The 22967-nt window shown below is 69.1% G+C and carries 21 protein-coding genes; 7 read left to right on the top strand and 14 right to left on the bottom strand.

Annotated features, from left to right (window positions below; translation table 11 throughout):
* Positions 1 to 9: 9 nt before the first annotated feature.
* Entirely contained in the window at positions 10 to 1005 is a 996-nt protein-coding gene (locus tag AC1Q6V_RS21425) for a Bug family tripartite tricarboxylate transporter substrate binding protein (RefSeq protein WP_058697991.1), read from the bottom strand.
* A gap of 241 nt (positions 1006 to 1246) precedes the next feature.
* On the opposite strand from AC1Q6V_RS21425, the gene AC1Q6V_RS21430 reads away from it, so the two are divergent.
* The 7 genes from AC1Q6V_RS21430 to AC1Q6V_RS21460 all read left to right on the top strand — a co-directional run bounded on the left by AC1Q6V_RS21430 (position 1247) and on the right by AC1Q6V_RS21460 (position 9411).
* Positions 1247 to 1747 carry a MarR family winged helix-turn-helix transcriptional regulator gene (locus AC1Q6V_RS21430; RefSeq protein WP_234788219.1) on the top strand — a complete coding sequence of 167 codons (501 nt, stop codon included), beginning with the start codon at positions 1247 to 1249 and terminating at the stop codon, positions 1745 to 1747.
* A 46-nt stretch (positions 1748 to 1793) separates the two neighbouring features.
* Complete coding sequence (locus AC1Q6V_RS21435; protein ID WP_454749061.1) at positions 1794 to 3377, top strand: ABC transporter substrate-binding protein; 1584 nt, start codon at positions 1794 to 1796, stop codon at positions 3375 to 3377.
* Positions 3378 to 3453: 76 nt separating this feature from the next.
* Positions 3454 to 4395, top strand: coding sequence for an ABC transporter permease (locus tag AC1Q6V_RS21440; protein WP_010814195.1), 942 nt, complete (start codon positions 3454 to 3456; stop codon positions 4393 to 4395).
* A gap of 24 nt (positions 4396 to 4419) precedes the next feature.
* Positions 4420 to 5349 carry an ABC transporter permease gene (locus AC1Q6V_RS21445; protein ID WP_439670627.1) on the top strand — a complete coding sequence of 310 codons (930 nt, stop codon included), beginning with the start codon at positions 4420 to 4422 and terminating at the stop codon, positions 5347 to 5349.
* Entirely contained in the window at positions 5349 to 7004 is a 1656-nt protein-coding gene (locus AC1Q6V_RS21450; RefSeq protein ID WP_010814197.1) for a dipeptide ABC transporter ATP-binding protein, read from the top strand. The genes AC1Q6V_RS21445 and AC1Q6V_RS21450 overlap by 1 nt, the downstream gene beginning before the upstream one ends.
* Positions 7005 to 7053: 49 nt before the next feature.
* Positions 7054 to 8439 (top strand): amidase, encoded by a 1386-nt coding sequence (locus tag AC1Q6V_RS21455; RefSeq protein ID WP_010814198.1) that lies wholly within the window; start codon positions 7054 to 7056, stop codon positions 8437 to 8439.
* Positions 8440 to 8511: 72 nt separating this feature from the next.
* Positions 8512 to 9411: a LysR family transcriptional regulator gene (locus AC1Q6V_RS21460; RefSeq protein ID WP_010814199.1), complete on the top strand. Its 900-nt coding sequence runs from the start codon at positions 8512 to 8514 to the stop codon at positions 9409 to 9411.
* A 12-nt stretch (positions 9412 to 9423) separates the two neighbouring features.
* On the opposite strand, the gene AC1Q6V_RS21465 is transcribed toward AC1Q6V_RS21460, so the two are convergent.
* The 13 genes from AC1Q6V_RS21465 to gsiB all read right to left on the bottom strand — a co-directional run bounded on the left by AC1Q6V_RS21465 (position 9424) and on the right by gsiB (position 22933).
* Positions 9424 to 10386, bottom strand: coding sequence for a phosphatidate cytidylyltransferase (locus AC1Q6V_RS21465; protein WP_010814200.1), 963 nt, complete (start codon positions 10384 to 10386; stop codon positions 9424 to 9426).
* Entirely contained in the window at positions 10383 to 11009 is a 627-nt protein-coding gene (locus AC1Q6V_RS21470) for a lysophospholipid acyltransferase family protein (protein WP_454749062.1), read from the bottom strand. The genes AC1Q6V_RS21465 and AC1Q6V_RS21470 overlap by 4 nt, the downstream gene beginning before the upstream one ends.
* Positions 11010 to 11015: 6 nt before the next feature.
* The gene (locus AC1Q6V_RS21475) at positions 11016 to 11450 is read right to left on the bottom strand and encodes a hypothetical protein (protein WP_231881345.1); all 435 of its coding nucleotides are present in this window, start codon (positions 11448 to 11450) and stop codon (positions 11016 to 11018) included.
* Positions 11437 to 12822: a phosphatase PAP2/dual specificity phosphatase family protein gene (locus AC1Q6V_RS21480; protein WP_454749063.1), complete on the bottom strand. Its 1386-nt coding sequence runs from the start codon at positions 12820 to 12822 to the stop codon at positions 11437 to 11439. The genes AC1Q6V_RS21475 and AC1Q6V_RS21480 overlap by 14 nt, the downstream gene beginning before the upstream one ends.
* Positions 12819 to 14588 (bottom strand): bifunctional alpha/beta hydrolase/class I SAM-dependent methyltransferase, encoded by a 1770-nt coding sequence (locus AC1Q6V_RS21485; protein ID WP_454749064.1) that lies wholly within the window; start codon positions 14586 to 14588, stop codon positions 12819 to 12821. Before AC1Q6V_RS21485 ends, AC1Q6V_RS21480 begins: the two co-directional genes overlap by 4 nt.
* A gap of 4 nt (positions 14589 to 14592) precedes the next feature.
* Positions 14593 to 15219, bottom strand: a complete 627-nt coding sequence (locus tag AC1Q6V_RS21490) for a CDP-alcohol phosphatidyltransferase family protein (RefSeq protein WP_454749065.1) — start codon at positions 15217 to 15219, stop codon at positions 14593 to 14595.
* A 234-nt stretch (positions 15220 to 15453) separates the two neighbouring features.
* A complete protein-coding gene (locus tag AC1Q6V_RS21495) occupies positions 15454 to 16524 on the bottom strand; it encodes a M14 family metallopeptidase (RefSeq protein ID WP_454749066.1) in 1071 nt (356 codons plus the stop codon).
* A 63-nt stretch (positions 16525 to 16587) separates the two neighbouring features.
* Positions 16588 to 17352, bottom strand: a complete 765-nt coding sequence (locus AC1Q6V_RS21500; RefSeq protein WP_010814207.1) for a hypothetical protein — start codon at positions 17350 to 17352, stop codon at positions 16588 to 16590.
* Positions 17353 to 17431: 79 nt separating this feature from the next.
* Complete coding sequence (locus AC1Q6V_RS21505; protein WP_058697983.1) at positions 17432 to 18250, bottom strand: M55 family metallopeptidase; 819 nt, start codon at positions 18248 to 18250, stop codon at positions 17432 to 17434.
* Positions 18250 to 19296 carry a DmpA family aminopeptidase gene (locus AC1Q6V_RS21510; RefSeq protein WP_010814209.1) on the bottom strand — a complete coding sequence of 349 codons (1047 nt, stop codon included), beginning with the start codon at positions 19294 to 19296 and terminating at the stop codon, positions 18250 to 18252. The genes AC1Q6V_RS21505 and AC1Q6V_RS21510 overlap by 1 nt, the downstream gene beginning before the upstream one ends.
* A 16-nt stretch (positions 19297 to 19312) precedes the next feature.
* The gene (gsiD, locus tag AC1Q6V_RS21515; protein ID WP_439667974.1) at positions 19313 to 20227 is read right to left on the bottom strand and encodes a glutathione ABC transporter permease GsiD; all 915 of its coding nucleotides are present in this window, start codon (positions 20225 to 20227) and stop codon (positions 19313 to 19315) included.
* Between the two features lie 7 nt (positions 20228 to 20234).
* On the bottom strand, positions 20235 to 21155 hold the full coding sequence (gsiC, locus tag AC1Q6V_RS21520; RefSeq protein ID WP_010814211.1) for a glutathione ABC transporter permease GsiC: 921 nt from the start codon (positions 21153 to 21155) through the stop codon (positions 20235 to 20237).
* A gap of 221 nt (positions 21156 to 21376) precedes the next feature.
* The gene (gene gsiB / locus AC1Q6V_RS21525) at positions 21377 to 22933 is read right to left on the bottom strand and encodes a glutathione ABC transporter substrate-binding protein GsiB (RefSeq protein WP_037024891.1); all 1557 of its coding nucleotides are present in this window, start codon (positions 22931 to 22933) and stop codon (positions 21377 to 21379) included.
* Positions 22934 to 22967 lie beyond the last annotated feature (34 nt).

Genomic DNA, 22967 nt, shown 5'->3' on the forward strand with positions numbered 1-22967 from the left:
GGACTCCTGTCATTCGAGCGTGATGCCGACATCGCTGATGATGCGGCTCCATTTGTCGCGGTCGTTCTTCATCACCGTGGCGAAGGCTTCCGGCGTGCTGCCGACCGGCACCAGGTTCAGTTCCTGCATCTTCTTCGCGATTTCCGGCAGGTGCACGATGCGCGCGACCTCGCGCGACAGGGCATCGACCCGTGCTTTCGGCACGCCGGCGGGGAACAGCAGGCCCATCCACGCATCGGGCTCGAAGCCCTTGTAGCCGGCCTCCCGGAAGGTCGGCACCTTGGGCAGCAGCGCCGAACGCTCCGCGCCAGCGATCGCCACCGGCGCCAGCTTGCCGCCCTGCAGCAGCGGCATGGCCGTGCCCACGGCAATAAAGCCCAGCTTCACATGGCCGGCCGCCAGGTCGGTGGCCAGCGGCGCGCCGCCCTTGTAGGCGACGTGTTCCATCTGCAGCCCGGCCTCGCGCTTGAGCAACTCTCCCAGGATATGGCCGGTCGTCCCCGCGCCATACGACCCGTACGGATACTTGCCGGGATTGGCCTTGAGCAGCGCCACCACCTCCGGCAGCGTGCGCGCCGGGAAGTCCGGCGACACCGCCAGGATGGTGGACGAGATCGCCACCTCGCTGACCGGCGTGAAGTCCGCGATCGGGTCATAGCCGATACCCCGGTACAGCGACGGGTTCTGCACGTGCGCAGTGAAGGTCAACAGCGCGGTGTAACCGTCCTTTGCTGCGCGGGCAACGTACTTGGTACCCGTGGTGGTGCCCGCGCCAGGCTTGTTGTCGACGATGACCGGCTGGCCCCAGCTCCTGGTCAGTTCCTGCCCGATCAGCCGCGCCACGGCGTCGTTCACATTGCCCGCCACCGACGGCACCACGATGGTGAGCGGGCGCGACGGATAGGGCTCGGCGGAGGCGGAATCGGCGGCGCAGACTGCCGCCGGGATGGCCGCCAGCAGCATGGCGGCCACGGCTGCGCGCAGCCGTGCGGAACGGTGTTGCATCGGTGTGTCTCCTGTTCTGGCTCCCTTCTGTGGTGCCCGCGGGAGTGCGGTGCGCGAGGGATGCCAACGCAGTCTAGGCCAGCACCCCGCCCGGCGTGATTCCCGCGCGGCGCGGGCCAAGTCCTGCCAGGCATGGCGCAGCGCCGCATTGCCCTACCCCGGGAAATCCCTCATGGCCCAGCCCCCTCGCCGGTCACTATTATTCGTTGAAATTTTCAACTATCGAATTTTTCATCTATTCATGCCACGCGCTCTCCGGCTCAAGTCCGACTACATCAACATCCTGCTCGACATGGCCGCCGAGCGCACGCGCGAACGCGGCTCGCGCGTGTATGAAGAGAAATTCGGGGTCTCGCTGCGGGACATCCGCCTGCTGCGGATGATCGGATCGACGCCCGGCATCACCATGGGCCAGCTGGTGCAGCAGTCTGCGATCGAGAAGACGCTGGCGTCCAAGCTGGTTGGCGCGCTGGTCAAGCGCGACCTGGTGCAGCGCGAGATCAGCACGGAAGACGCGCGCCAGGTGTGCCTGTTCCTGAGCGAGGCCGGCGTCGACCTGGTGCGGCGCGCCGAGCCGCTCGGCATCGAGCTGGAAGCGGGCTTCCTGCACTGCCTGACGCCGGCCGAGATCGACGCGCTGCGCGCCACGCTGGTCAAGCTGATCGAAGCCGAGGCCGCTTCGCGCGAGTCCTTCGAGCGGTATCTCCAGAAGCTGCGCGAGCGCGGCACCACCACGCCCTGACCGGCGCCCTTTGTCCCCCCCACCCCGCCCCCGAGAGATGATGACCATGATGTCTGCAATCCCGCTTCGCCGTGCCGGTGCCGTCGCGTTGTGCGCCCTGGCATGCATGTCCGCCGGCAGCGCAATCGCCGAGACCGTGCTGCGCACCGTGCCGTCGTCCGACCTGAAGATCCTGGACCCGGTCTGGACCACCGCGAACATCACGCGCAACCATGGCCTCATGATCTACGACACCCTGTTCGGCATGGACGAGAAGGGCGTGATCCGGCCGCAGATGGTGGACAAGACCAGCACCAGCGCCGACAACAAGACCTGGACCTTCACGCTGCGGCCAGGGCTCAAGTTCCATGACGGCACGCCGGTCACCGCGCAGGACGTAATCGCCTCGCTGGCGCGCTGGGGCAAGCGCGACGTGCTGGGCCAGCGCATGTATGAAGCCATGGCCAGCATCACTGCCGAAGGCCCGGCCACGGTGCGCATGACTTTCCGCCAGCCCTTCGGCGCAGTGCTGGATGCGCTGGGCAAGCCCAGCCCGCTGGTGCCGTTCATCATGCCCAAGCGTGTCGCCGAGACGCCTGCCGACAAGCAGATCGACGACCTGACCGGCTCCGGCCCCTTCACGCTGAAGAAGGAGGACTTCCGGCCCGGCGACCGCGTGGTCTACCGTCGCAATCCCGACTATGTGCCGCGCAAGGATGCGCCGTCCGGCCTGGCCGGCGGCAAGGCCGTGCACGTCGACCGCGTCGAATGGGTGTTCCTGCGCGATACGCAGACCCAGGTAAACGCGCTGCTCAACGGCGAGGTGGATATCCTCGAGGTCGTGCCGTCATCGCACTATCCGCAACTGCGCACCGACAAGCGGGTGCAGATGTTCGACATCATGCCCGCCGGCCCCTTCACCGTGATCTACAACCACAAGGTGCCGCCGTTCAATGACGCCAGGGTGCGCAAGGCCGCGATGCTGGCGATCAACCAGGAAGCGATGCTGCGCGCGCAGGCCACCTACCGCGACTTCTACAAGCCGTGCGCCTCGATCTACCTGTGCGGCTCGCCCTATGCCAGCGACCAGACCGGCTTCTTCACCGGCAAGCCGCAGTTCGAACAGGCGCGCAAGCTGCTCAAGGAGTCCGGCTATGACGGCAAGCCAGTGGTGATCATGCTGCCGGGCGATGCCCCCGCGCTGAGCCGCCTGCCGGTGGTCTACGGCCAGCTGCTCAGGCAGGTGGGCTTCAATGTCGACGTGCAGGCCACCGACTGGAGCACCCTGATCACGCGCCGCACCAGGAAGGAACCGCCCGAGAAAGGCGGCTGGAATGCCTACATCACCTTCTGGGGCGGCGTCGACGCCAGCAGCCCCATCACCTACAGCCCGCTGACCGGCAACGGCGACCGCGGCTACTTCGGCTGGCCGGAAGACGCCGAGCTGGAAACCCTCAAGACCCGCTTCATCGAAGCCGCGGACGCCGCGCAGCGCAAGGACATCGCCACCAGGATCCAGCTGCGCGCCATCGAAAACGGCATCCTGGCGCCCGTCGGCGAAGGCAAGGCGCCCACCGTGGTGCGCAGCGGTGCGATCAGCGGCCTGCTGCCGGCACCGGCGGTGCTGTACTGGAACGTGCGCAAGCAATAGCCCGCTACGGCGCCCGCGGTCCCGGCTGCCGTGCCGCCAGCCTGCTGACCTCCCTTTCCCCCAACGAGGTAGTGCCATGATGAATTTCCTGGTCCGCCGCAGCCTGGCCACCGTGCCAGTGCTGGCGGTGGTGGCTGTCATCGTCTTCACGCTGCTGCGGCTGACCCCCGGCGACCCGGCCGCGGCCATTGCCGGCGACGCCGCCAGCGTGGAAGACATCGCCCGCATCCGCACCCAGCTCGGGCTGGATCAAGCGCTGCCGCGCCAGTTCATCGGCTGGCTCGGCCACGTGCTGGGCGGCGACCTGGGCTATTCCTTCTTCTACAAGATGCCCGTGACCACGCTGATCGCGCAGCGGCTGGAGCCCACGCTCTCGGTGGCGGCGCTGACCATCGTGCTGACCGTGCTGACGGCGGTGCCGCTGGGCACGCTGGCGGCCTACCGGCGCGGCCGCTGGCTCGACCGCCTGGTGATGGGCGGCTCCGTGCTGGGCTTCTCGGTGCCGATCTTCGTGGCCGGCTACCTGATGATCTGGGTGTTCTCGCTGCACCTGGGCTGGCTGCCGTCGCAGGGCTACAGCCGCCTGGCCGACGGCATCTGGCCATGGCTGCGCAACCTGGCCCTGCCCTGCGTCACGCTGTCGGTGATGTCGTGCGCGCTGGTGGCGCGCACGACCCGCGCCGCCGTGTCCGAAGCACTGACCGAGGACTTCGTGCAGACCGCGCGCGCCAAGGGCATTCCGGAGTGGCGCATGCTGACGCGCCATGCGCTGGCCAATGCCGCGGTGCCGATCGCCACCGTGATCGGGCTGAGCGTGGCCGGCCTGATCGGCGGCGTGGTCGTGACCGAGAGCATCTACGCCATTCCCGGTGTCGGCCAGCTCACAGTGGATGCCGTGCTGTCGCGCGACTACCCGCTGATCCAGGGCATCACGCTGTTCTTCTCGGTCTCGTACGTGGTCATCAACCTGCTGGTGGACGCGAGCTATCTGCTGCTCGATCCCCGCATTCGCTACTGATATCTCCCACGGAAACCCGGCCCCATGACCTCACTCACCACTGCCATCGAATCCGCCCCGCCCGGCACCGGCGCCCGTCCCTCGCGGCTGCGCGCGGTGCTGGCCAACGGTGCCGTGCGCGCCGGCGGCACCATCCTCGGCCTGATGCTGTTCCTTGGCGTGGCCGCGCCCTGGCTCTACACCATCGATCCCAACACCATGGACCCCGCCAGCAGCCAGCTGGCCCCCTTCACGCGCGCCGAGATCGTGACGCTGGCCGGCGATGCCTTCGAACGCCTGTTCCCGCTGGGCACCGACAGCCTGGGCCGCGACATCTGGAGCCGCACGTTGTACGGCGCGCGGGTCTCGCTGGCGGTCGGGGTGTCGGTGGCGCTGGCCTCGGTGCTGCTGGGGCTGGCGGTCGGGCTGGTATCGGGCTATGTGCGCTGGCTGGACGGCTTCATCATGCGCGTGATGGACGGCATGATGGCCATCCCCGGCATCCTCTTCGCCATCGTGCTGGTGGCCGCCTGGCGGCCCAGCCTGCTGACGGTGATCGTGGCCATGACCGTGCCCGACACGCCGCGCGTGGCGCGCCTGGTCCGATCGGTGGTGCTGTCGGTACGTGAAGAGCCTTATGTCGAGGCCGCCATCGCGCTCGATACGCCGACCTGGAAACTGATGCTGCGCCACATCCTGCCGAACACCATCGCGCCGCTGCTGGTGCAGGGCACCTTTATCTGCGCCGGCGCGATGCTGGTGGAAGCGGTGATGTCCTTCCTCGGCATCGGCCTGCCCACCGACATCCCCACCTGGGGAAACATCATGGCCGAGGGGCGCGCCCATTTCACCGCGCATCCGCACAGCGTGCTGCTGCCCGGCGCCTTCCTGGCGGTAACGGTGCTGGCCGTCAACATGCTCGGCGACGGCCTGCGCGACACCCTCGACCCCAAGTTCAGCAAGCGGAGTGCCTGATGATGCCAACGAACACGACCGAGTCCGCGGCCGCGGACTCGGCCACGCCCTGCCTGCGCGTGCGCGACCTGCGCATCGACCTGCCGCCCGGCGCCGACCGGCCGCATGCGGTCCAGGGGGTTTCCTTCGACGTCATGCCGGGCGAAGTGGTCTGCCTGCTGGGCGAATCGGGCTCAGGCAAGTCCGTGGTCGCGCGCGCGGTGATGGGCTTGCTGCCCGAAGGCCTGAAGGTCTCAGGCGGCAGCATCGCGCTGGCCAGCGAAGACCTGCTGGCGGCCACCCCCGCACGCCGGCGCGAACTGCGCGGCACCGGCGTGGCCATGGTGTTCCAGGAACCCATGACCGCGCTGAACCCGGTCATGCGCTGCGGCCGGCAGGTCGAGGAAATGCTGGCGCAGCACACCAGCCTGGGCGCCGCGCAGCGGCGCGAGCGCGTGCTGTCGATCTTTGCGCGCGTGCGGCTGCCGGATCCCGAGCGGATCTACGACGCCTATCCGCACCAGCTGTCCGGTGGGCAGCGCCAGCGCATCGTCATCGCCATGGCGCTGATCCTGCGCCCGGCCCTGCTGGTGTGCGATGAGCCCACCACCGCGCTGGACGTGACCACGCAGGCCGAGATCCTGGCACTGGTGCGCGAACTGCAGCACGAGAACCAGACCGCGGTGCTGTTCATCACGCACGACTTCGGCGTGGTCGCCGACATTGCCGACCGGGTGGTGGTGCTGCAGCTTGGCCGCCAGGTGGAAAGCGGGCCGAAAGACCGGGTCTTGCGCCAGCCCGAGGCGGACTACACCCGCATGCTGCTCAATGCCGTGCCGGGACTGGAGCCCGCGCAGCGCCCGTCGGTGGCGCAGCGAGCGTTGCTGCTCGACGCCAGCGGCATCGGCAAGACCTATGTCTCGGGAGCCTGGCCGGGCCGGCGCCGCGTGGTCGAGGCGGCCACCGATGTGTCATTGCAGGTGCGGGCGGGCGAGACCGTCGGCATCGTGGGCGAGTCCGGCTCGGGCAAGTCCACGGTGGCGCGCTGCATCGCGCGGCTGATCGAACCGTCCGCGGGCAATATCCAGGTGCTGCCCGAATCCGCGCAGCAACTGCCGCGCCGCGCGCAGCTGTCCGCATTCCGGCGCATGGTGCAGGTGGTGTTCCAGGACCCCAACCGCTCGCTCAATCCGCGCCGCACGGTGGGCCAGTCAATCGTCGAAGGCGCGGTCAATTTCGGCGCGACGCCCGCGCAGGCGTGGCAACGCGCCGAGTCGCTGATGGAACTGGTGCGGCTGCGGCCCGACGCGCTGCACCGCTACCCGAGCGAGTTCTCCGGCGGCCAGCGCCAGCGCATCTGCATTGCCCGCGCGCTGGCGTGCGAGCCGCGCGTGCTGATCGCCGATGAAGCGGTGTCGGCACTGGACGTCTCGGTGCAGGCGCAGATCCTGAAGCTGCTGGCCGATATCCAGCAGCGGCTTGCCATCGGCATCCTCTTCATCACCCACGACCTGCGCGTGGCCAGCCAGGTGTGCGACCGCCTGATCGTCATGCACAAGGGCCGCGTGGTCGAGCAAGGCGCCACGCGCGACGTCGTGCTGTCGCCGCGCCAGGACTACACCCGCGCGCTGCTGGCCGCCGCGCCGGGACGCCATTACCCGTTCGGTGTGCAGTAACGCGGCCATGCAGATTCCCAAGCGCCAGCCAACCCTCTCGGAAAAGACAATGAAGACTCCGCTCTACGCACTCAGCGCCGCCGAGCTGCTCAGCAACTACCGCCAGCGCGAACTCTCCCCGGTCGAAGTCATGCAGTCGGTGCTGGACCGCATCGAACACTGGGAGCCCGGCATCCGTGCGATGTACGTGGTGCATGCCGAGCAAGCGCTGGCCGCCGCGCGCAGCGCCGAGGCGCGCTGGCTGGCCGGCACCCCGAACGGCCCGCTCGACGGCGTGCCGGTGACGCTGAAGGAGAACATCGCCACGCGCGGCACGCCGGTGCCGCTCGGCAGCGCCGCCACCGTGCTGGCGCCGGCACCGGCCGATGCGCCGGCCGCGGCGCGCCTGCTCGAGGCCGGCGCAATCGTGGTCGGCAAGACCACCATGCCGGATTTCGGCTTCCTGGGCGCGGCGCCGTCCAGCTTCCATCCGCTCACGCGCAACCCGTGGAAGCTGGACCGCAACACCGGCGGCTCCAGTTCCGGCGCCGGCGCCGCGGCTGCGGCGGGCTACGGCCCGCTCCACCTGGGCACGGATATCGGCGGCTCGGTGCGTATTCCCGCCAGCTTCTGCGGCGTTTTCGGCCTGAAGCCCAGCCATGGCCGCGTGCCGGTCCATCCGCCAGCCGCCGCGCGCGTGATCGGCCCGCTGACGCGCACCGTGGCCGACGCCGCGCTGGCGATGCAGGCGATCTCGCGCCCCGATGCCCGCGACTACATGAGCCTGCCTCCGCAGGACATCGCCTGGCAGCAGCTTGAGCGCGATATCCGCGGGCTGCGCATCGGCCTGTGGCTGGACCCGAGCGGCGACTGGCAGGTCGATGCCGAAGTCCGCACGGCGGTGCTGGCGGCAGCGCACCTGTTCGAGCAAGGCGGTGCCGTGGTCGAACCCGTGCGCGACTGGACCACCATGGACATGCGCATCGGCATGGCGCACTTCTTCACCATGCGCTGCCGGGTCGACCTGGCCGGGATGCCGCCGGAGCGCGCCAGCCTGGCGGCAGGCTACATCCGCAAGGCCGCCGAGTTTGCCGGCACGCTCACGCCGGAGCAGACCTTCCAGGCCTTCACGCGCATGCAGCAGCTGCGCGAGGCCACCGTGGCCGCGACCCAGCCCTATGATTTCGTGATCTCGCCGGTGTCACCGGTGCTGCCCTTCGCCGCCGATGCCATCAACAGCGGCGGCGACCTGCCGCTCAAGGACTCTCACTTCACAGCGGTGTTCAACCACTCCGAACAGCCCGCGGCATCGATCCCCTGCGGCATGTCGCGCGACGGCCTGCCCATCGGGCTGCAGATCTCCGGCCGGCGCTTTGACGACCTGGGCGTGCTGCAGCTGGCGCACTGGTTCGAGCGCGCCTCGGAACCCCAGCGGCAATGGCCTGAGCCGCAGTAAGCCCTGCGTGACCGGCGCGGGGGAGGTGCGGCGCTACAATGGCCCGCACCGACCCCAGCGCCATCACGCCCCATGCGATTCGAGGATCTTGAAGCCTTCCTGGTTGTCATCGAGCAAGGCAACCTGCACCGCGCCGCCGACACCCTCGGCATGACCCAGTCCGGCCTGTCCAAGACGCTGGCGCGGCTGGAAGGCGAAGCCGGCATGCCCTTGTTCGAGCGCACCCCGCGCGGGCTGGTGCCGACCAGCGTGGGCCGCACCCTGGCCGCCCATGCGCGCCGGATCGCGCTGGCGGCGGGCGACATGCGCAACGAACTGGCCGAGCAGCGCGCGGCGCGCGCGGGCACGGTGCGCCTGGGCGCCATCCCCTACCTGCTGCCGTCGCTGCTGTCGCCGCTGCTGGCCCGCTTCTTCCTGAGCCGGCCGCTGGCCACGTTCTCGATCGAGACCCACCTGAGCGCGCGCCTGATGGCGATGCTGCAGAACGGCGAGGCCGACCTGATCCTGGGCGCGCGCCCGACCAGCCTGCCGCCGGACATTGCCTGGCTGCCGCTCGGTCCGCTGACCATGCAGATCGTGTCCCGCACCGGCCATCCGCGCCGCGAGGGCTTCCGCACGCTGGCCGACCTGAGCGGCGAGCGCTGGGTGGTGCCGGCGAGTTCGCTCTACCTGCGCCAGTGGCTGGAGGAACGGTTTACCTCGGTCGGGCTGCCGCCGCCGCGCGTGGCGGTGGAAAGCACGGCGTCGCCGGTGGCCTTCGGCGAGCTGCTACGGCACTCGGACCTGCTCGGCATCATGCCGCCGCGCATGCTGCACCAGGCCGAGGGCCAGGGGCTGGCCGCGATCGAGGCGCCAGGCATGTCGTGGCAGCATGAGCTGGCCGTGCTGTGGCGCGCCGATGGCTACCTGTCGCCGATCTGCCAGGACTTCCGCGATGCAGTGGTGGCGTGGTGCGAAGAGATGGAGCTGTGAGGGCCGGGGTGCTCAGGGCACCCACCAGTAGCGGGTGATATGGAAGAACACCGGCGCGGCGAACACCACTGAGTCCAGCCGGTCCAGCATGCCGCCGTGGCCCTGGATCATATGGCCCCAGTCCTTGATGCCGCGGTCGCGCTTGATCGCCGACATCACCAGCCCGCCGAGGAAACCCATCAGCGCAATCACCAGCGCAATCGCGCCGGCCTGCCACGGCGAGAACGGCGTGATCCACCACAGCGCCGCGCCCAGCGCGGTGGCACTGGCCACGCCGCCGACAAAGCCCTCGACGGTCTTGGACGGCGACAGCAGCGGCGCGATCTTGCGCTTGCCGCACAGCTTGCCCCACACATACTGCAGCACGTCGCTGCCCTGCACCACGATCACCAGGAAGGCGATCAGCAGCAGGTTGCGGCCTTCAAAGCCCGGGATCGGCAGCGTCAGCAGCGCCGGCACGTGCGAGATGCAGAACACGCACACCATCACCGCCCACTGCACTCCGGCGCAGCGCTCCAGGAAGCGCGTGGTCTCGGACGACAGCGCCGCCAGGATCGGCAGGATCAGGAAGGCATAGACCGGGATCAGGATCGAGAACATGCCGTACCAGCCGATATAGACCAGCACGTACTGCAGCGGCAGGAACACGAAAAAGGCGGCGACGATGGCGTGATGGTCGCCGCGCCGCGTGGTGATGATGGTGACGAACTCGCGCAGCGCGAAGAACGAGAGCAGGTAGAACAGCACGATCACCGCGGTGCGGCCCAGCGCAAAGGCCACGCCCATGATGCCGATCATCCACCACCAGGCCCAGACGCGCTGCGCCAGGTTGTCGATCACCGCGTGCTGGCCGCCGCCCGCCACCCGCCAGCGCAGCAGCGCGGTCACGGTGGAGGCCAGCAGCAGCACGCCGAACAGTCCGCCGAACAGCAGCCAGGTCTCGGGGCTCCAGTGCAAAGTGGGCATGGCGGTCATTCCAGCTCCGGGGCAAGCGCGAGCAGGCCGTCGCGGCAGCGCGCAAGGAAGGCTTCCTTGCTGTCCTCGGCGGCCAGCAGCACCGGCTGCCCAAAGGTGACGGTGCACAGCAGCGGCACCGGCACGACTTCGCCCTTGGGCATCACGCGGTTGAGGTTGTCGATCCACACCGGCACGAACTCCACCCCGGGGCAGGCCCGCGCCAGGTGGTAGATGCCGCTCTTGAACGGCAGCAGGCGCGCGTCGGTGGTATTGCGCGTGCCTTCGGGAAACAGGATCAGCGAGTCGCCGGATGCCAGCGCGCCGTGCATCAGCGCCACCGGGTCGCTGCCTGGTTCGCTGCGGGTGCGGTCGATCAGCAGCGCGTGGAATACGTCGCGGCCGATAAAGCGCCGCAGCGACGAGCGATCCCAGTAGTCGGCACCGGCCACCGGGCGCGTGACTGTGCGCAGGTCGGGCGGCAGGCAGCCCCAGACCAGCACGAAGTCGCCGTGGCTGCTGTGGTTGGCAAAGTAGACGCGCTGCACCGCGGCGGGGATGCAGCCCTGCCAGTTGGCGCGCATGCCGGTCAGCAGCCGGGCGAAGACGATGATGGCGCGCGCGGTCGCGCGGGCAAGCCACATGGTTGGTTACCTCAGGATCACGGTCAGCAATGCCAGCGCCAGCTGGCACACAGTCAGCGCGGCGCTGGCGCGCACCAGCCGCAGCGCACCGCGGGCGCGGTCCGGCAACGGACGGCCGGCGCGCTGCGCCGGCATCCAGCCCAGTTCGAGCAGCGCGGCGTCCAATCCGGCCAGGTCGGGCTGGTCCTGCCGCCCGGCCGCGAGCGCATCGAACAGCCGGCGGTCGATGGCAACGCGCAGCAACAGCCAGACCTGGGGCAGCGCCAGCAGCAGCGACGCGGCCGCCAGCACGCGCGGGACCGGCGTGGCCACCCCCAGCCATACCGTGGCCACGCCGAAAGCCAGCCCGGCCGCGCCGATCCACACGGCGCCCGACAGCGCCCCGGCGACGGCGTGCGCGATCCAGGCATCAGTGCCTTGCGTGAACTCAGCGGCCATCATCGGGCTCCGGCATGGCGGGACGGTCCAGGCAGCGTTGCAGCGCCTCAGCATGTTCGCGCCCGAGCACCACCGCCGGGCGATGCTCGCGCAGCAACGCCAGCGCAGCGCCGGCGTCGCGCAGTCCCTGCCGGCGCGCCAGCCATGCGGCGGCAACCAGCGCGCTGCGCGAATAGCCGAGCGCGCAGCTGACCAGCACGCGGCGGCCCTGCCGCTGCCAGGCGTCGAGTTGAGCCACGGCCTTGTCCAACTGCTCCGGCGTCGGCACGGTCAGGTCCAGTACCGGCACGCAACGATACGCAAGCGCCGGGTCGGTGGCTGCGCGCGACAGTTCGGCGGTCAGGTCGAGGACGGCGTCCGCCCCGATCGCGCGCAGTTCGGCGCAGGTCGGGAAGCGGCCAACCCAGATGCCGTCCGCGATGGCACTGGGCTGCGGCGCGCGCCGCGTCCACCAGCGCGAATTGAGGAAGGCGCCCAGCAGGTACGGCGCCAGCACCCAGCGCGCGGCCGGGGCCATCATCCCATCGCCGTCCTTCTGGAACCACGCCGGCGCGGCCAGCGCGTAGATCCGGGCGACGCAGGCCAGCGCCAGCGCGGCCCACAACAGCAGCAACGCCAGCGTCACCGACGCACCCACCGCCAGCACCGCGCACAGCAACCCCACCAGCGCGCCCACGGTGTAGCGGCGCGACAGCTGGCGCGTGCGCGCATCCGGCGCGCCGGCAGCGGGCCGTTGCATCGGGAACAGGTAAACGCACAGCCAGCCCACCAGCGCGCCGGTGGGCACATCGATCAGGTGGTGCTGCCAGGTGGTCAGCACCGAGACCCCGATCAGCGCAAACCAGCCGTGCAGCAGCCAGCGCCAGCCGCCGCGCAGGTGCGCCGCAAAGGCGACCCACAGGATCACCAGCAGGCTGATATGCAGCGACGGCGCCTGGTTGAACGGCAGGTCGAAACCGCCCAGCAGCGTGAACAGCTGGCCCGGCAGGCCGTCGGCCTCGGGCCGGGCAAAGCTGAAGCGCAGCGGGAAGGCGATAAAGCACGCCACCGACACCAGCTGCGCCAGTACCAACCGCCTGACGTGCGTGAGCAGCGCCGCGCGCGTGCGCCACAGGAAGAAGGAGATGCCGTACAGCAGGTCGATCGACCAGTACGGCACGATGGTCCACGGCAGGAACGGGATCCCCTGCTCCCATTCGAAATAGACCGCCGGAACGTTGGCGCGCTGGCTCGCCAGCCAGTTGGCAAAGCCGTAGCTGGAGAAAAAGAACGCGCCGGCCAGCGCCAGCAGCAGGCAGGCCAGCCCCCAGGGCCGGTTGCCTGCAGGCAGCTGCGAATGCGCCCCGGCGCCAACCTCCGTCGGCACCGTGCTCATGCGCCGCGCCTGCGCGCCAGGCTGACGGTGAAGATGCCCCACGGGTCGATGCGCTGGGTCACCTTGTCAAAGCCAGCGGCCCGCACCAGTTCGTCCATCTCGGCCTGCGAGCGGCGGCGCATCACCCAGGCGGCGCCGGCGCGGTGGCTGGTGAGCGCGCGCGCGATGAATTCCAGCTGCGGATGCCAGGGCTGGCCGGTGTAGACCAGGTAGCCGCCGGGCGGCACCGCGCGCGCCAGGCCCTCGAGCGAGCGCCGCACCATCGCGTTGTCGGGAAACAGTTCGTACAGGCCGGAAACCACCGCCAGTGTCGGCGCCGGTGCCAGCGCCGCCAGGCTGTCGCCGTCGAAGGCATCGCCCTGCTCGAAGCGGGCCACGTCCGCGAGGTCCTTGGCGGCGATCAGGGCGCGGCCCTGCTCGACGTTCAGCGGGCTGTAGTCGCGCAACAGGATCGACTCGACCACCGCGGCGCCGCCATCCAGCGCGCCCAGCGCCTCAAGCACATAGCGCCCGTGCCCGGCGGCGATGTCGACAATCCGCACCGGCATGCCGCCCGCGCGCAGCCGCCGCACGGCCTCGGCGATCAGGGCCTCGGCGTGGACCTTGCGCTGGCGGATGCCGCGCCAGCCGATCGCGTCCAGGTACTGCTGGTCGGCCAGCCGGCCCAGCTTGCCGCGGCCCGAGGGGGCGTTGCGGTAAACATAGTCGAGCGTCGAGCCCGAGTCGAAGCCGGTCTCATGGCCCAGCCGCACCCCGTCCGACAGTATTCCGCCCAGCTTCAGGTTGGCCCGCGCCGCGCGCCAGTACCAGGCGGCCAGCCCGACAGGCGCCGACGCCAGGCGGTCGGATTCCTCGCGGAACGGGCCGATCTGGTCGGCATCGAGCAGCGAGCGCGGCGCCGACGGCATGTCGAATTCGCGCAGGATAAAGCGGCGCGCGGCATCGACCGCCAGCTTGCGGTCGCGCTCACCGAGCGTGTCGTGATAGAAGCCGTCCAGCACGATGCGCTCCTTGGTGCGCGCACCCAGGCGCTCATAGAAGCGGTCCTGCGGCCCGCGATGCACGACCCAGTCGGCGCCGGAGATCAGCAGCTGCGTCGGCACCGTGATCGCCGCGGCATCGGCGACGATGCGCTCCGCCGTGTCGTACAGGTCCAGCAGGATATTGACCGCGATCGGGCGCGTGATCAGCGGATCGCTGTCGTAGCTGGCGATGCGCTCGGGATCGTGCGTGAGGAACTTGGCCTTGACGTAGCTGTTGACGAAGAACTTGCCGCGCAGGCGCTGCATCAGCTTCAGCCCCGGCCGCGCAAAGGGCACGTAGAGCTTGACCTTGAACGCGGGCGAGGCCAGCACCAGCGCGCGGATCGGCGGCGCGTAGTCGTGCACCCAGGTGGCGGCCAGCACCGCGCCCACGCTCTGCGCGATCACCGCGGTGCGTTCCAGCGGGATGCCGTGGACCTCGGCGATATGGGTGGTGAAGGTCTGGATATCGCGCACCGAGTCCGCCAGGCTGGGGCTGTAGCCGCGCTCGCCGGGCGAACGGCCGTGGCCGCGCGCATCCCAGGCAAAGATCTCGTAGCCGGGCAGGTTCAGTTCATCGGCCAGGTGGGCGACCCGGCCGGAATGCTCATGGCCGCGATGGAACAACACCACGGCGCCGCGCGCCGGGCCCTCCACCGCCGGCCAGTGCCGATAGAACAGCGTCTGGCGGTCGTGGGTCTCGAATTGCCGCTCTTGCGGCTGGCGCGTCGACGGTCGGTCCATCTCGCTACTCCGCTGTGCGGGACTGGGCCTCGGCGACACCGCGGCGCACCCGGTTGGCAATCGTAAACAGCGACAGCAGCGACAGCACCAGCCACAGCCAGCTGGCGGCCGCGCCAAAGCCCAGGCCAACACCGGCCCACAGCGCGATCGCGCCGACCGCGAAGGCGCGGTCGCTCTTGCCCAGCGGGCCGTCGTAGCGCCGGCTGGCCCCGGCCAGCGGGCCGATCAGCCCGGTGGCCTCGACGATCACCGCCAGCAGCGCGAAGGTGCCGACCTGGCCCAGGCTGAAGTCCGGCAGCGCGGCCAGCGGCAGGATCAGCGCCAGGTCCGAGGCAATGTCGCCAAGCTCGTTCAGGTAGGCACCCAGCACGCTCTGCTGGCCGTGCTCGCGCGCCAGCATGCCGTCGACGGCGTTGAGCGCCATGCGCAGGAATAACCATAGAGGGAGCAGCAGGAACAGCGCCGGGGTCTCGGCCACCAGCATGCCCAGCGTGGCCAGCACCCCCACCGCCAGGGAGCCGGCCGCGGCGGCCAGCGTCACCTGGTTGGCAGTCACGCCGCGCTGCGCCAGGTCCTGCACCATGGGGCGCAACCGGGCCTGGAACCTGGGCTTCAGTTCATAGAGGGTCATCGCACCGGCCTCCCTGCCGAGCTGATGCCGGAAGCGACGCCGTGCGCCAGGCCGCGGCGACGCGCAGGATCATGCGCCCGGGCCTGCCCCGACCTCTTCCGTCTTGTTTCTGGTAGTTTTCTGACCGCGGCGCGGCTGCTGCTCGTGCCGGCCAAGGCATGGCGGCAGTGCCTGGCTCAGCACTCTACCGCCAACGTCGAGACATTACCAGAAGGCGCTTGCGGCCAGAGCCGGCTAGGCCGAGGCAATGGTGTCCCGCACTGCGTCGGTCACCTGCGCCACCACGCCCTCGCGCCAGTCGTCGGTATCGCCATAGAAGGCACGCCACATCGCCTGGCGGACCAGCGCGCGCTGGTTTTCGTCGGCTTCCGGGTGCTGGTGCAGCCAGTGGTCGCCGCGCAGCGCGTCCAGCACCTCGCCCACCGGCAGCGTGCCGAACTCAAGCGCGATGCCGGCGTAGTCGATGGTGGGCAGGGTCTGCAGCACCGCGTGCCAGGCCAGGCCGGTGAGGTTGGCCGAGGTCGACGAGCCATCGTAGATCGAGGTTACCCGCGCGCCCCAGATCGCGCGCGTGCGCGTGAGCGATTCCGGCGTGTCCGGGCCCATGTGGATGGGCTCGCCGTAGCCCCAGGGGCCCAGTCCGGTATGGACGTCGATCCAGCGCAGCGCCTCGCGCCCGGCGCCGAAGCGCGCCAGGATGCGGCACAGCGTGTAGTTGCTCCAGGCAGCCTTGTCGCCGCCGTAGAACATGCCGCCCGGGTCCTGGTACTGGCCGCGGCTGACCGCGGCCTGGTACCACGGCATGCCGCGCTCGGCAACGGCCTTCATCAGTTGCGCCTGGTCGGTGTCGGACGGCGGCCATTGCGCCGGCACCAGCAGCGGCGCGATCTCGGCATAGGCCTCGTTGTACGGCAGCGGCTGGGTGAAGTCCATGAAATTGCGGTTCAGGTCGACGTTGTCCTCGTTGACCCGGCGCAGGTGGGAAAAACCGTAGGGATTGATCGCATGCACCAGCAGCAGGCTGGTGTCGGCGGCGGCGCAATCGGCAAGCAGCGCGGCGTCGTGCAGCATCGTCACCTGCGCGCCGGATCCGGCGAAGCCTTCGGCGCCGTGCGTGCCCGAGGTCACCATCAGGCAGCGGCGGGCGTCGGCCGGACCGGCCAGCGCCACGTCGATGGCGAGGTCCTCGCCGGCACTGCCGCGCTTGGTGGGGTGCGGGAACTGGGCCAGCGCGGCCCCGGCCGTGCGCGCGGCGTCAAGGAACTTCTGGCGGGCTTCGGCGTAGCTGCGAGAAAAATGGCTCATGGCGTGACCGGCTGATGCGATGCAGGCATTAGACGCCAAATCCGCAGGTCTTGCCACCCGCAGCTAAAACAGCGATCCGGATGCGTACCCGGGCGATGCCGGCGCGGGCTCTGTCCCCGGCCCCCAGATGCCGGGCGCGGTGAACGCCTGCGGATGCATCTCGATCCCGGCCGCGGCCAGCTGGCCGGCGGTCAGCACCAGGTGACGGGCCAGCCAGTCGTGCAGACTGCGCAGGAAGCGGATGTTGTCGACGCTGTTGGACCCCGCGATCAGCCATTCCAGCTTGATATGCGCGGTATAGACGTCCAGCAGGTTGGTGGCGCGCAGCCGCGGCGGGGTGGACGGGCTGCGCTCGATCGCCAGGATGCGGCGCACTTGCGCCATGCCGATGTCGCCGGTGCGCTGGTACTGCTCGTAGACGCCCTCAAGCGCCGGGAAACGCACTGTCGGCTGCACGCGCGGCACCGCGGCCACCTTCTCCATGCGCAGCACCAGGTAGCGGATCGCGGCGGCGCGCTCGGCGGCCTGCGCCTGGCCGGGATCGCGCCGGCGGGCCGGGGGCGCCACCTCGGGCAAGGCCGTGCGCGGCACCACATCGCGCTCGGTGTAGTCCGGCACCTGCAGCAGCAGGCCCGGATGCGGCACCGCGGCACGCGCGCAGTCGTCGCCAAAGGGGTATTCATGCCCTGCGGCGTCGCGCAGGATATAAGCCTGCCCGGTCGGAAAGCCATGGTGGCGGCGGCTCGCGCCCCGCGCATGGCAGCGCGTGGCGGGGTCGACGAAGTCCTTGCGCACGGGGATCCAGCCCCCGTCGTGTGCCTGGGTCATGCGTTGCGGCTCATACCTGAATTGCTAGACCCGCCATTGTCGCCGATCTGCGCGACCGCCCCGGCGAATCTGCCCTGCCCTACTTCAGCATGAACGACATCGCCGACAGGCAGTTCAGCATGCGCACCGCCGCCTGGACCGAATCGGCCTGGAAGGACAGCGTCACGCCGTCGCGGCGCTCCAGCGCCGGCCACTGGCAGAACAGGTCCGCGTGCGCGGGCGTCAGGGTCTGCAGGGTGCAAGTCACCGGCGCGGCGATGTGCAGGCATTGCGCCTGCGCGCGTTCGCGCACCGCGGTTGCGGCCGCCGCGGCAATGGCCTCGCGCGCCGCCGCCGGCGACAGCGAGGTGCCGCTGCCGAAGCCGTCCGCTGACTTGGTCTCGACATAGCGCACCCACGGCATCAGCGCATGGGTTTCCTGCACGAAGACATCGTCGCCGCTTGCCATCAGCACCGGAGCGCCGAACTCGCCGGCCAGCGCGGCGTACAGGCCCGCCTCGCCCAGTTCCTTGCCGTTGAGCCAGACCCGCGCAAACGCGCCGCTGTTGATGGTGTGCGCCAGCACGCCGCGGCTCTGGGCGCGGCCGTGGTAGCCGATCATCAGCACGCCGTCGACTCCGGCCTCGACGCCGGCCATCATGCCAAGGTAGCGCGGCTTGCCAAGCACCACCCGCGCGCGCGGATCGAGCTGGTCCGGCAGCAGGTTGCGGAAGCCGCCGTGCGAATCGTTGACCAGTACTTCAGTCGCGCCGCCGGCAAAGGCACCATCGACCGCGGCATTGGCTTCGCCGGTCATCCAGGCGCGGGCGCGTTCGTATTCGCCGTTGCCGGGGCGCGTCTGTTCGGCGTGGAAGACGCCAGCCACGCCTTCGATATCGGTGGAAACAAGGATCTTCATCAGGCGGTTTGGCCCAGTTCGGGCATCACGTCCAGCAGTGCGCGCCGGCCGTGGCCGTCGCGGCCCTGCACCGGTGCGGCATGCCACAGGGCATGCAGGATGGCTTGCTCGACGCTGTCGGCCGCGGCGCGGAACAGCGGGTCGAGATGGGTTTCATGCAGCATGGCGACGGCCGGCATCGGCCGGGCGGTGTCGTGCGGCACGGTATACGCGCTCGAGAACGCGACTGCGATATCGCCCGAGCCATGCCCGAACACCGAGCCAGTACGCGCCAGCCCGGCGCCGGCGCGCAGCGACAGCCGGCGCAGCTGGCGCGCATCCAGCGGGGCGTCGGTGGCGAGGATCATGATGATCGATCCCTTTTCCGGTTGCGCCGCGGTGTCGGGCTGCGCCAGGCGCTGCACCAGTTCCGGACCGGCCAGCCGGCCGGCCACGGTCAACGATTCCGGCGTGCCGAAATTGGCCAGCACCAGCGCGCCCACGCGATAGCCACCGGCCAGGCGTGAAGCAGTGCCGATACCACCCTTGACGCCGAATGCCGACATGCCGCGTCCGGCACCGACCGCTCCCTGCGCGACGTCATGACCGGCACCGGCCAGGGCCGCCTCATAGTGGCTGCCCTCCACCGCCATGCGCTGGATATCGTTCAGGTAGCCGTCATTGCACTCGAACACCAGCGCATTGACGGTCGGCAGCGCGCGGCCGATCTCCGGATTGGCCGCCACCGCCGCACGGATCTGCGCCTGCGCGACCGCGCCGACCGAAAAGGTATTGGTCAGCGCCAGCGGGGTTTCCAGCACGCCCAGTTCGTCCACCTGCACCAGCCCGATGCTCTTGCCAAAGCCGTTGAGCACCGTGGCCGCGGCGGGCACCTTGTCGCGGTACGGATCGCCGCCATGCGGACGGATCACGGTGACGCCGGTCTGCACGGCGCCATCCGCCAGCGTGCAATGGCCGACGGTCACGCCGGCCACGTCGGCGATGCTGTCCAGCGGACCTGCCGGCAGGCTGCCGACACGTGGCACGCCCGTTGTCGATGCGGTCATGTTCAGCGGCTCAGGTTCAACGGCGGTCGATCTTGGGGTCGAGCGCATCGCGCAGGCCGTCGCCCAGCAGGTTGAAGGCCAGCACGGTCAGGAAGATCGCCAGGCTGGGGAAGATCGCCACGTGCGGCGCGGTCACCATGTCGGCGCGCGCTTCGTTGAGCATCGCGCCCCATTCCGGCGTGGGCGGCTGCGCGCCCAGCCCCAGGAACGACAGGCTGGCCGCGGTGATGATCGAGGTGCCGATCCGCATCGAGAAATACACCACGATCGACGACACCGTGCCCGGCAGGATATGCCGCATCAGGATGGTCCAGTCCGATGCGCCGATGCTGCGCGCCGCCTCGATATAGGTCAGCCGCTTGAGCATCAGCGTATTGCCGCGCACCAGCCGCGCAAACGCCGGGATGCTGAAGATGGCCACGGCGAAGATCACGTTGGTCATGCCGTTGCCGAGGATGGCCACGATGCCGATCGCCAGCAGGATGCCCGGGAAGGCGAAGAGCACGTCGGAAATGCGCATCACGATGCGGTCCCACCAGCCTTCGTAGTAGCCCGCCAGCAGGCCCAGCACGGTGCCGATCAGCGCGCCGATGATCACCGACAGGAAACCCGCCGCCAGCGAGATGCGCGCGCCGGCCAGAATGCGGCTGAAGATGTCGCGTCCGAGCGAATCGACGCCCATCCAGTGCGCGGCCGACGGGCCGGCGTTGAGCGCGTCGTAGTCGAAGTAGTTCTCCGGGTCGTACGGCACGATATGCGGCGCCACGATGGCAATCACCACCAGCACCAGCACGAAGGCACCGGCGCCCAGCGCCAGGTGCTGCTTGCGGAATTTGCGCCAGAACTCGGTCCAGGGCGTGCGCACGGCCTCCGGCACGGAGGCGGTGGCGGGTGCCGCTTGCGCTGCGGCGGGCGTGGAAAGCTCAGTCATGCCGGCCTCACTTGTAGCGGATGGTTGGGTTGATCACGGTGTAGAGCATGTCCACCACCAGGTTGATCAGAATGAATTCGAGCGAGAACAGCAGCACCTCGGCCTGGATCACCGGGTAGTCGCGCATCTCGACGGCATCGACCAGCAGGCGCCCCAGGCCCGGCCAATTGAACACCTTTTCCACCACGATCGAGCCGCCCAGCAGGAAGCCGAACTGCAGGCCCATCATCGTCACCACCGGGATCATGGCGTTGCGCAGGCCGTGCTTGGCCACCACCAGCGTCTCGCGCACGCCCTTGGCACGGGCGGTGCGGATGAAATCTTCTTGCAGCACCTCGACGAACGAGGCCCGCGTAAAGCGCGCCATCACCGCAGCCACCGCCGCGCCCAGCGTGATCGACGGCAACACGTAGTGCTTCCAGCTGTCAGCGCCGATCGACGGCAGCCAGCCCAGCTGCACCGAGAACACTTCCATCAGCAGCATGCCCAGCGCAAAGGCCGGGAACGAAATGCCCGACACCGCCAGCGTCATGCCGAACCGGTCCGGCCAGCGGTTGCGCCATACGGCCGAGCCGATGCCGATCGCCATGCCGAACACCACCGCCCAGGCCATCGACGCCACCGTCAGCAGCAGCGTGGGCATGAAGCGGTCGCCGATCTCCTCGCTGACCGGGCGCTTGGTGCGCAGCGAATGGCCGAACTCGCCGCGGACCGCATTGGAAAAGAAGTTGACGAACTGCTCGTGCATCGGCCGGTCCAGGCCCAGGTCCTTGCGCACCAGTTCGACGGTGGCCGAGTCGGCCTCCGGGCCCGCCGCCAGCCGCGCCGGATCGCCCGGCAGCAGGTGGACGAACAGGAACACCAGCACTGCCACGATCAGCAGCGTGGGGATCACGCCCAGCACACGTTTGAGGAAGTAATTCAGCATGACACACCAGAAAGAAATGCAGCAGCAGAGGCCGCAGGCCGCCCGCCTGCGACCCCGCGACGCGGGCAAGGCGGCCACCTCGGCGTACTGCTTTACTGCTTACTGCTCTTTGGATGGGATTACAGCCGGCACCCGTTGTTTGCTCCCCTCTCCCGCTTGCGGGAGAGGGGCCGGGGGAGAGGGCAGGAGCTTCCACGAAGTCCCGGCCCTCGCCTCACCCATTACTGCTTGATATCGATCTCTTCGAAATTGAACGATCCATCCGGCATCACATAGGCGCCGCTCAGCCGCTTGCTGCGCGCGAACAGCACCTTCTCGGTCACCAGGAAGGCCCACGGCGCATCCTTCCAGATGCGTTCCTGGGCGTCCTTGTACAGGCGCGCCTTTTCGCCACGATCGGTGGTGCGCAGCGCGCCGGCGATATCGGCGTCGACCTGGTCGTTCTTGTAGTACGCGGTATTCAGCAGCTTGGGCGGCATCGACTCCGAAGCCAGCAGCGGGCGCAGCGCCCAGTCCGATTCACCGGTCGACGACGACCAGCCCACGTAGTAGATGCGCACGCCGGCATCTTCCGGCTTGGGCACGCTCTCGACCTTCTCCACGCGCTGGCCGGCCTCAAGCGCCTGCACCGAGGCCTTGATGCCGACCTGCTGCAGCTGCTGCTGCACGAACTGGATCACCTTCTGCGCGGTGGTATGGTTGTAGGCCGACCACAGCGTGGTCTCGAAGCCGTTCGGATAGCCGGCTTCCTTCAGCAGCGCGCGCGCCTTGGCCGGGTCATACGGCCACGGGCCCAGCTTCTCGGCATAGTCCACGCCAGGCGGCACCACGCCTTCGGCCGGCACCGCGTAGCCAGCGAAGGCGACCTTGGCCAGCGCGTCCTTGTTGATGGCATAGTTGATGGCCTGGCGCACCTTGGGGTCGTTGAACGGCTTGACCATGGTGTTCAGCGACAGGTAGCGCTGGATGATCGACGGCGAGGCGATCAGGTCCACCTTGGCGCTGTTCTTCAGCACCGCGGCCTGCTCGAACGGGATACTGAAGGCAAAGTCAGCCTCGCCGGTCTGCATGATCGCGGCGCGGGTGTTGTTGTCGACCACCGGCTTCCAGGTGATAGTGTCGATTTTCGGGTAGCCGGTCTTCCAGAAGCCCGCGAATTTCTTGCCCTTCAGGTGGTCGGGCTGCTTCCATTCGACAAATTCGAAGGGGCCCGTGCCGACCGGGTGGAAGGCGATTTCCTTGCCGTACTTCTGCAGCGCGGCCGGCGAGATCATCACCGCCGACGGGTGCGCCAGCACGTTGATGAACGGCGAGAACGGCTCCTTCAGCGTGACCTTGACGGTATTGGCATCGACCACGTCGGTCTTGGCGACACGGTTGAACAGCGTGTAGCGCTTGAGCTTGTTGGCCGGGTTGGTGACGCGGTCCAGGTTGGCCTTGACGGCGCCGGCGTCGAAGGTGGTGCCGTCGTGGAATTTGATACCCTTCTTCAGCTTGATCGTATACGTCAGGCCGTCCTTGCTGACGTCGTAGCTGTCTGCCAGCACATTGACCAGCTTCATATCCTTGTCCAGGCCGAACAGGCCCTGGTAGAAGCTCTTCCCGACCGCCTGCGACAGCGTGTCGTTCGAATCGTACGGATCCAGCGAGGTGAAGGTCGAACTCACCGCCATCACGGCATCCTTGGCGGCGAAAGCCGGGGCCGAAACCAGCATGCCCAGCGTGCCGGCGGCAAAGGCGCCGGCCACCCATCGGGGCGAAACCATACGTGCAGACATCGTCGATTCTCCTTGGTAACTTGGTGACTTCCAG

Source organism: Cupriavidus sp. GW823-FHT07B10 (assembly GCF_058794355.1).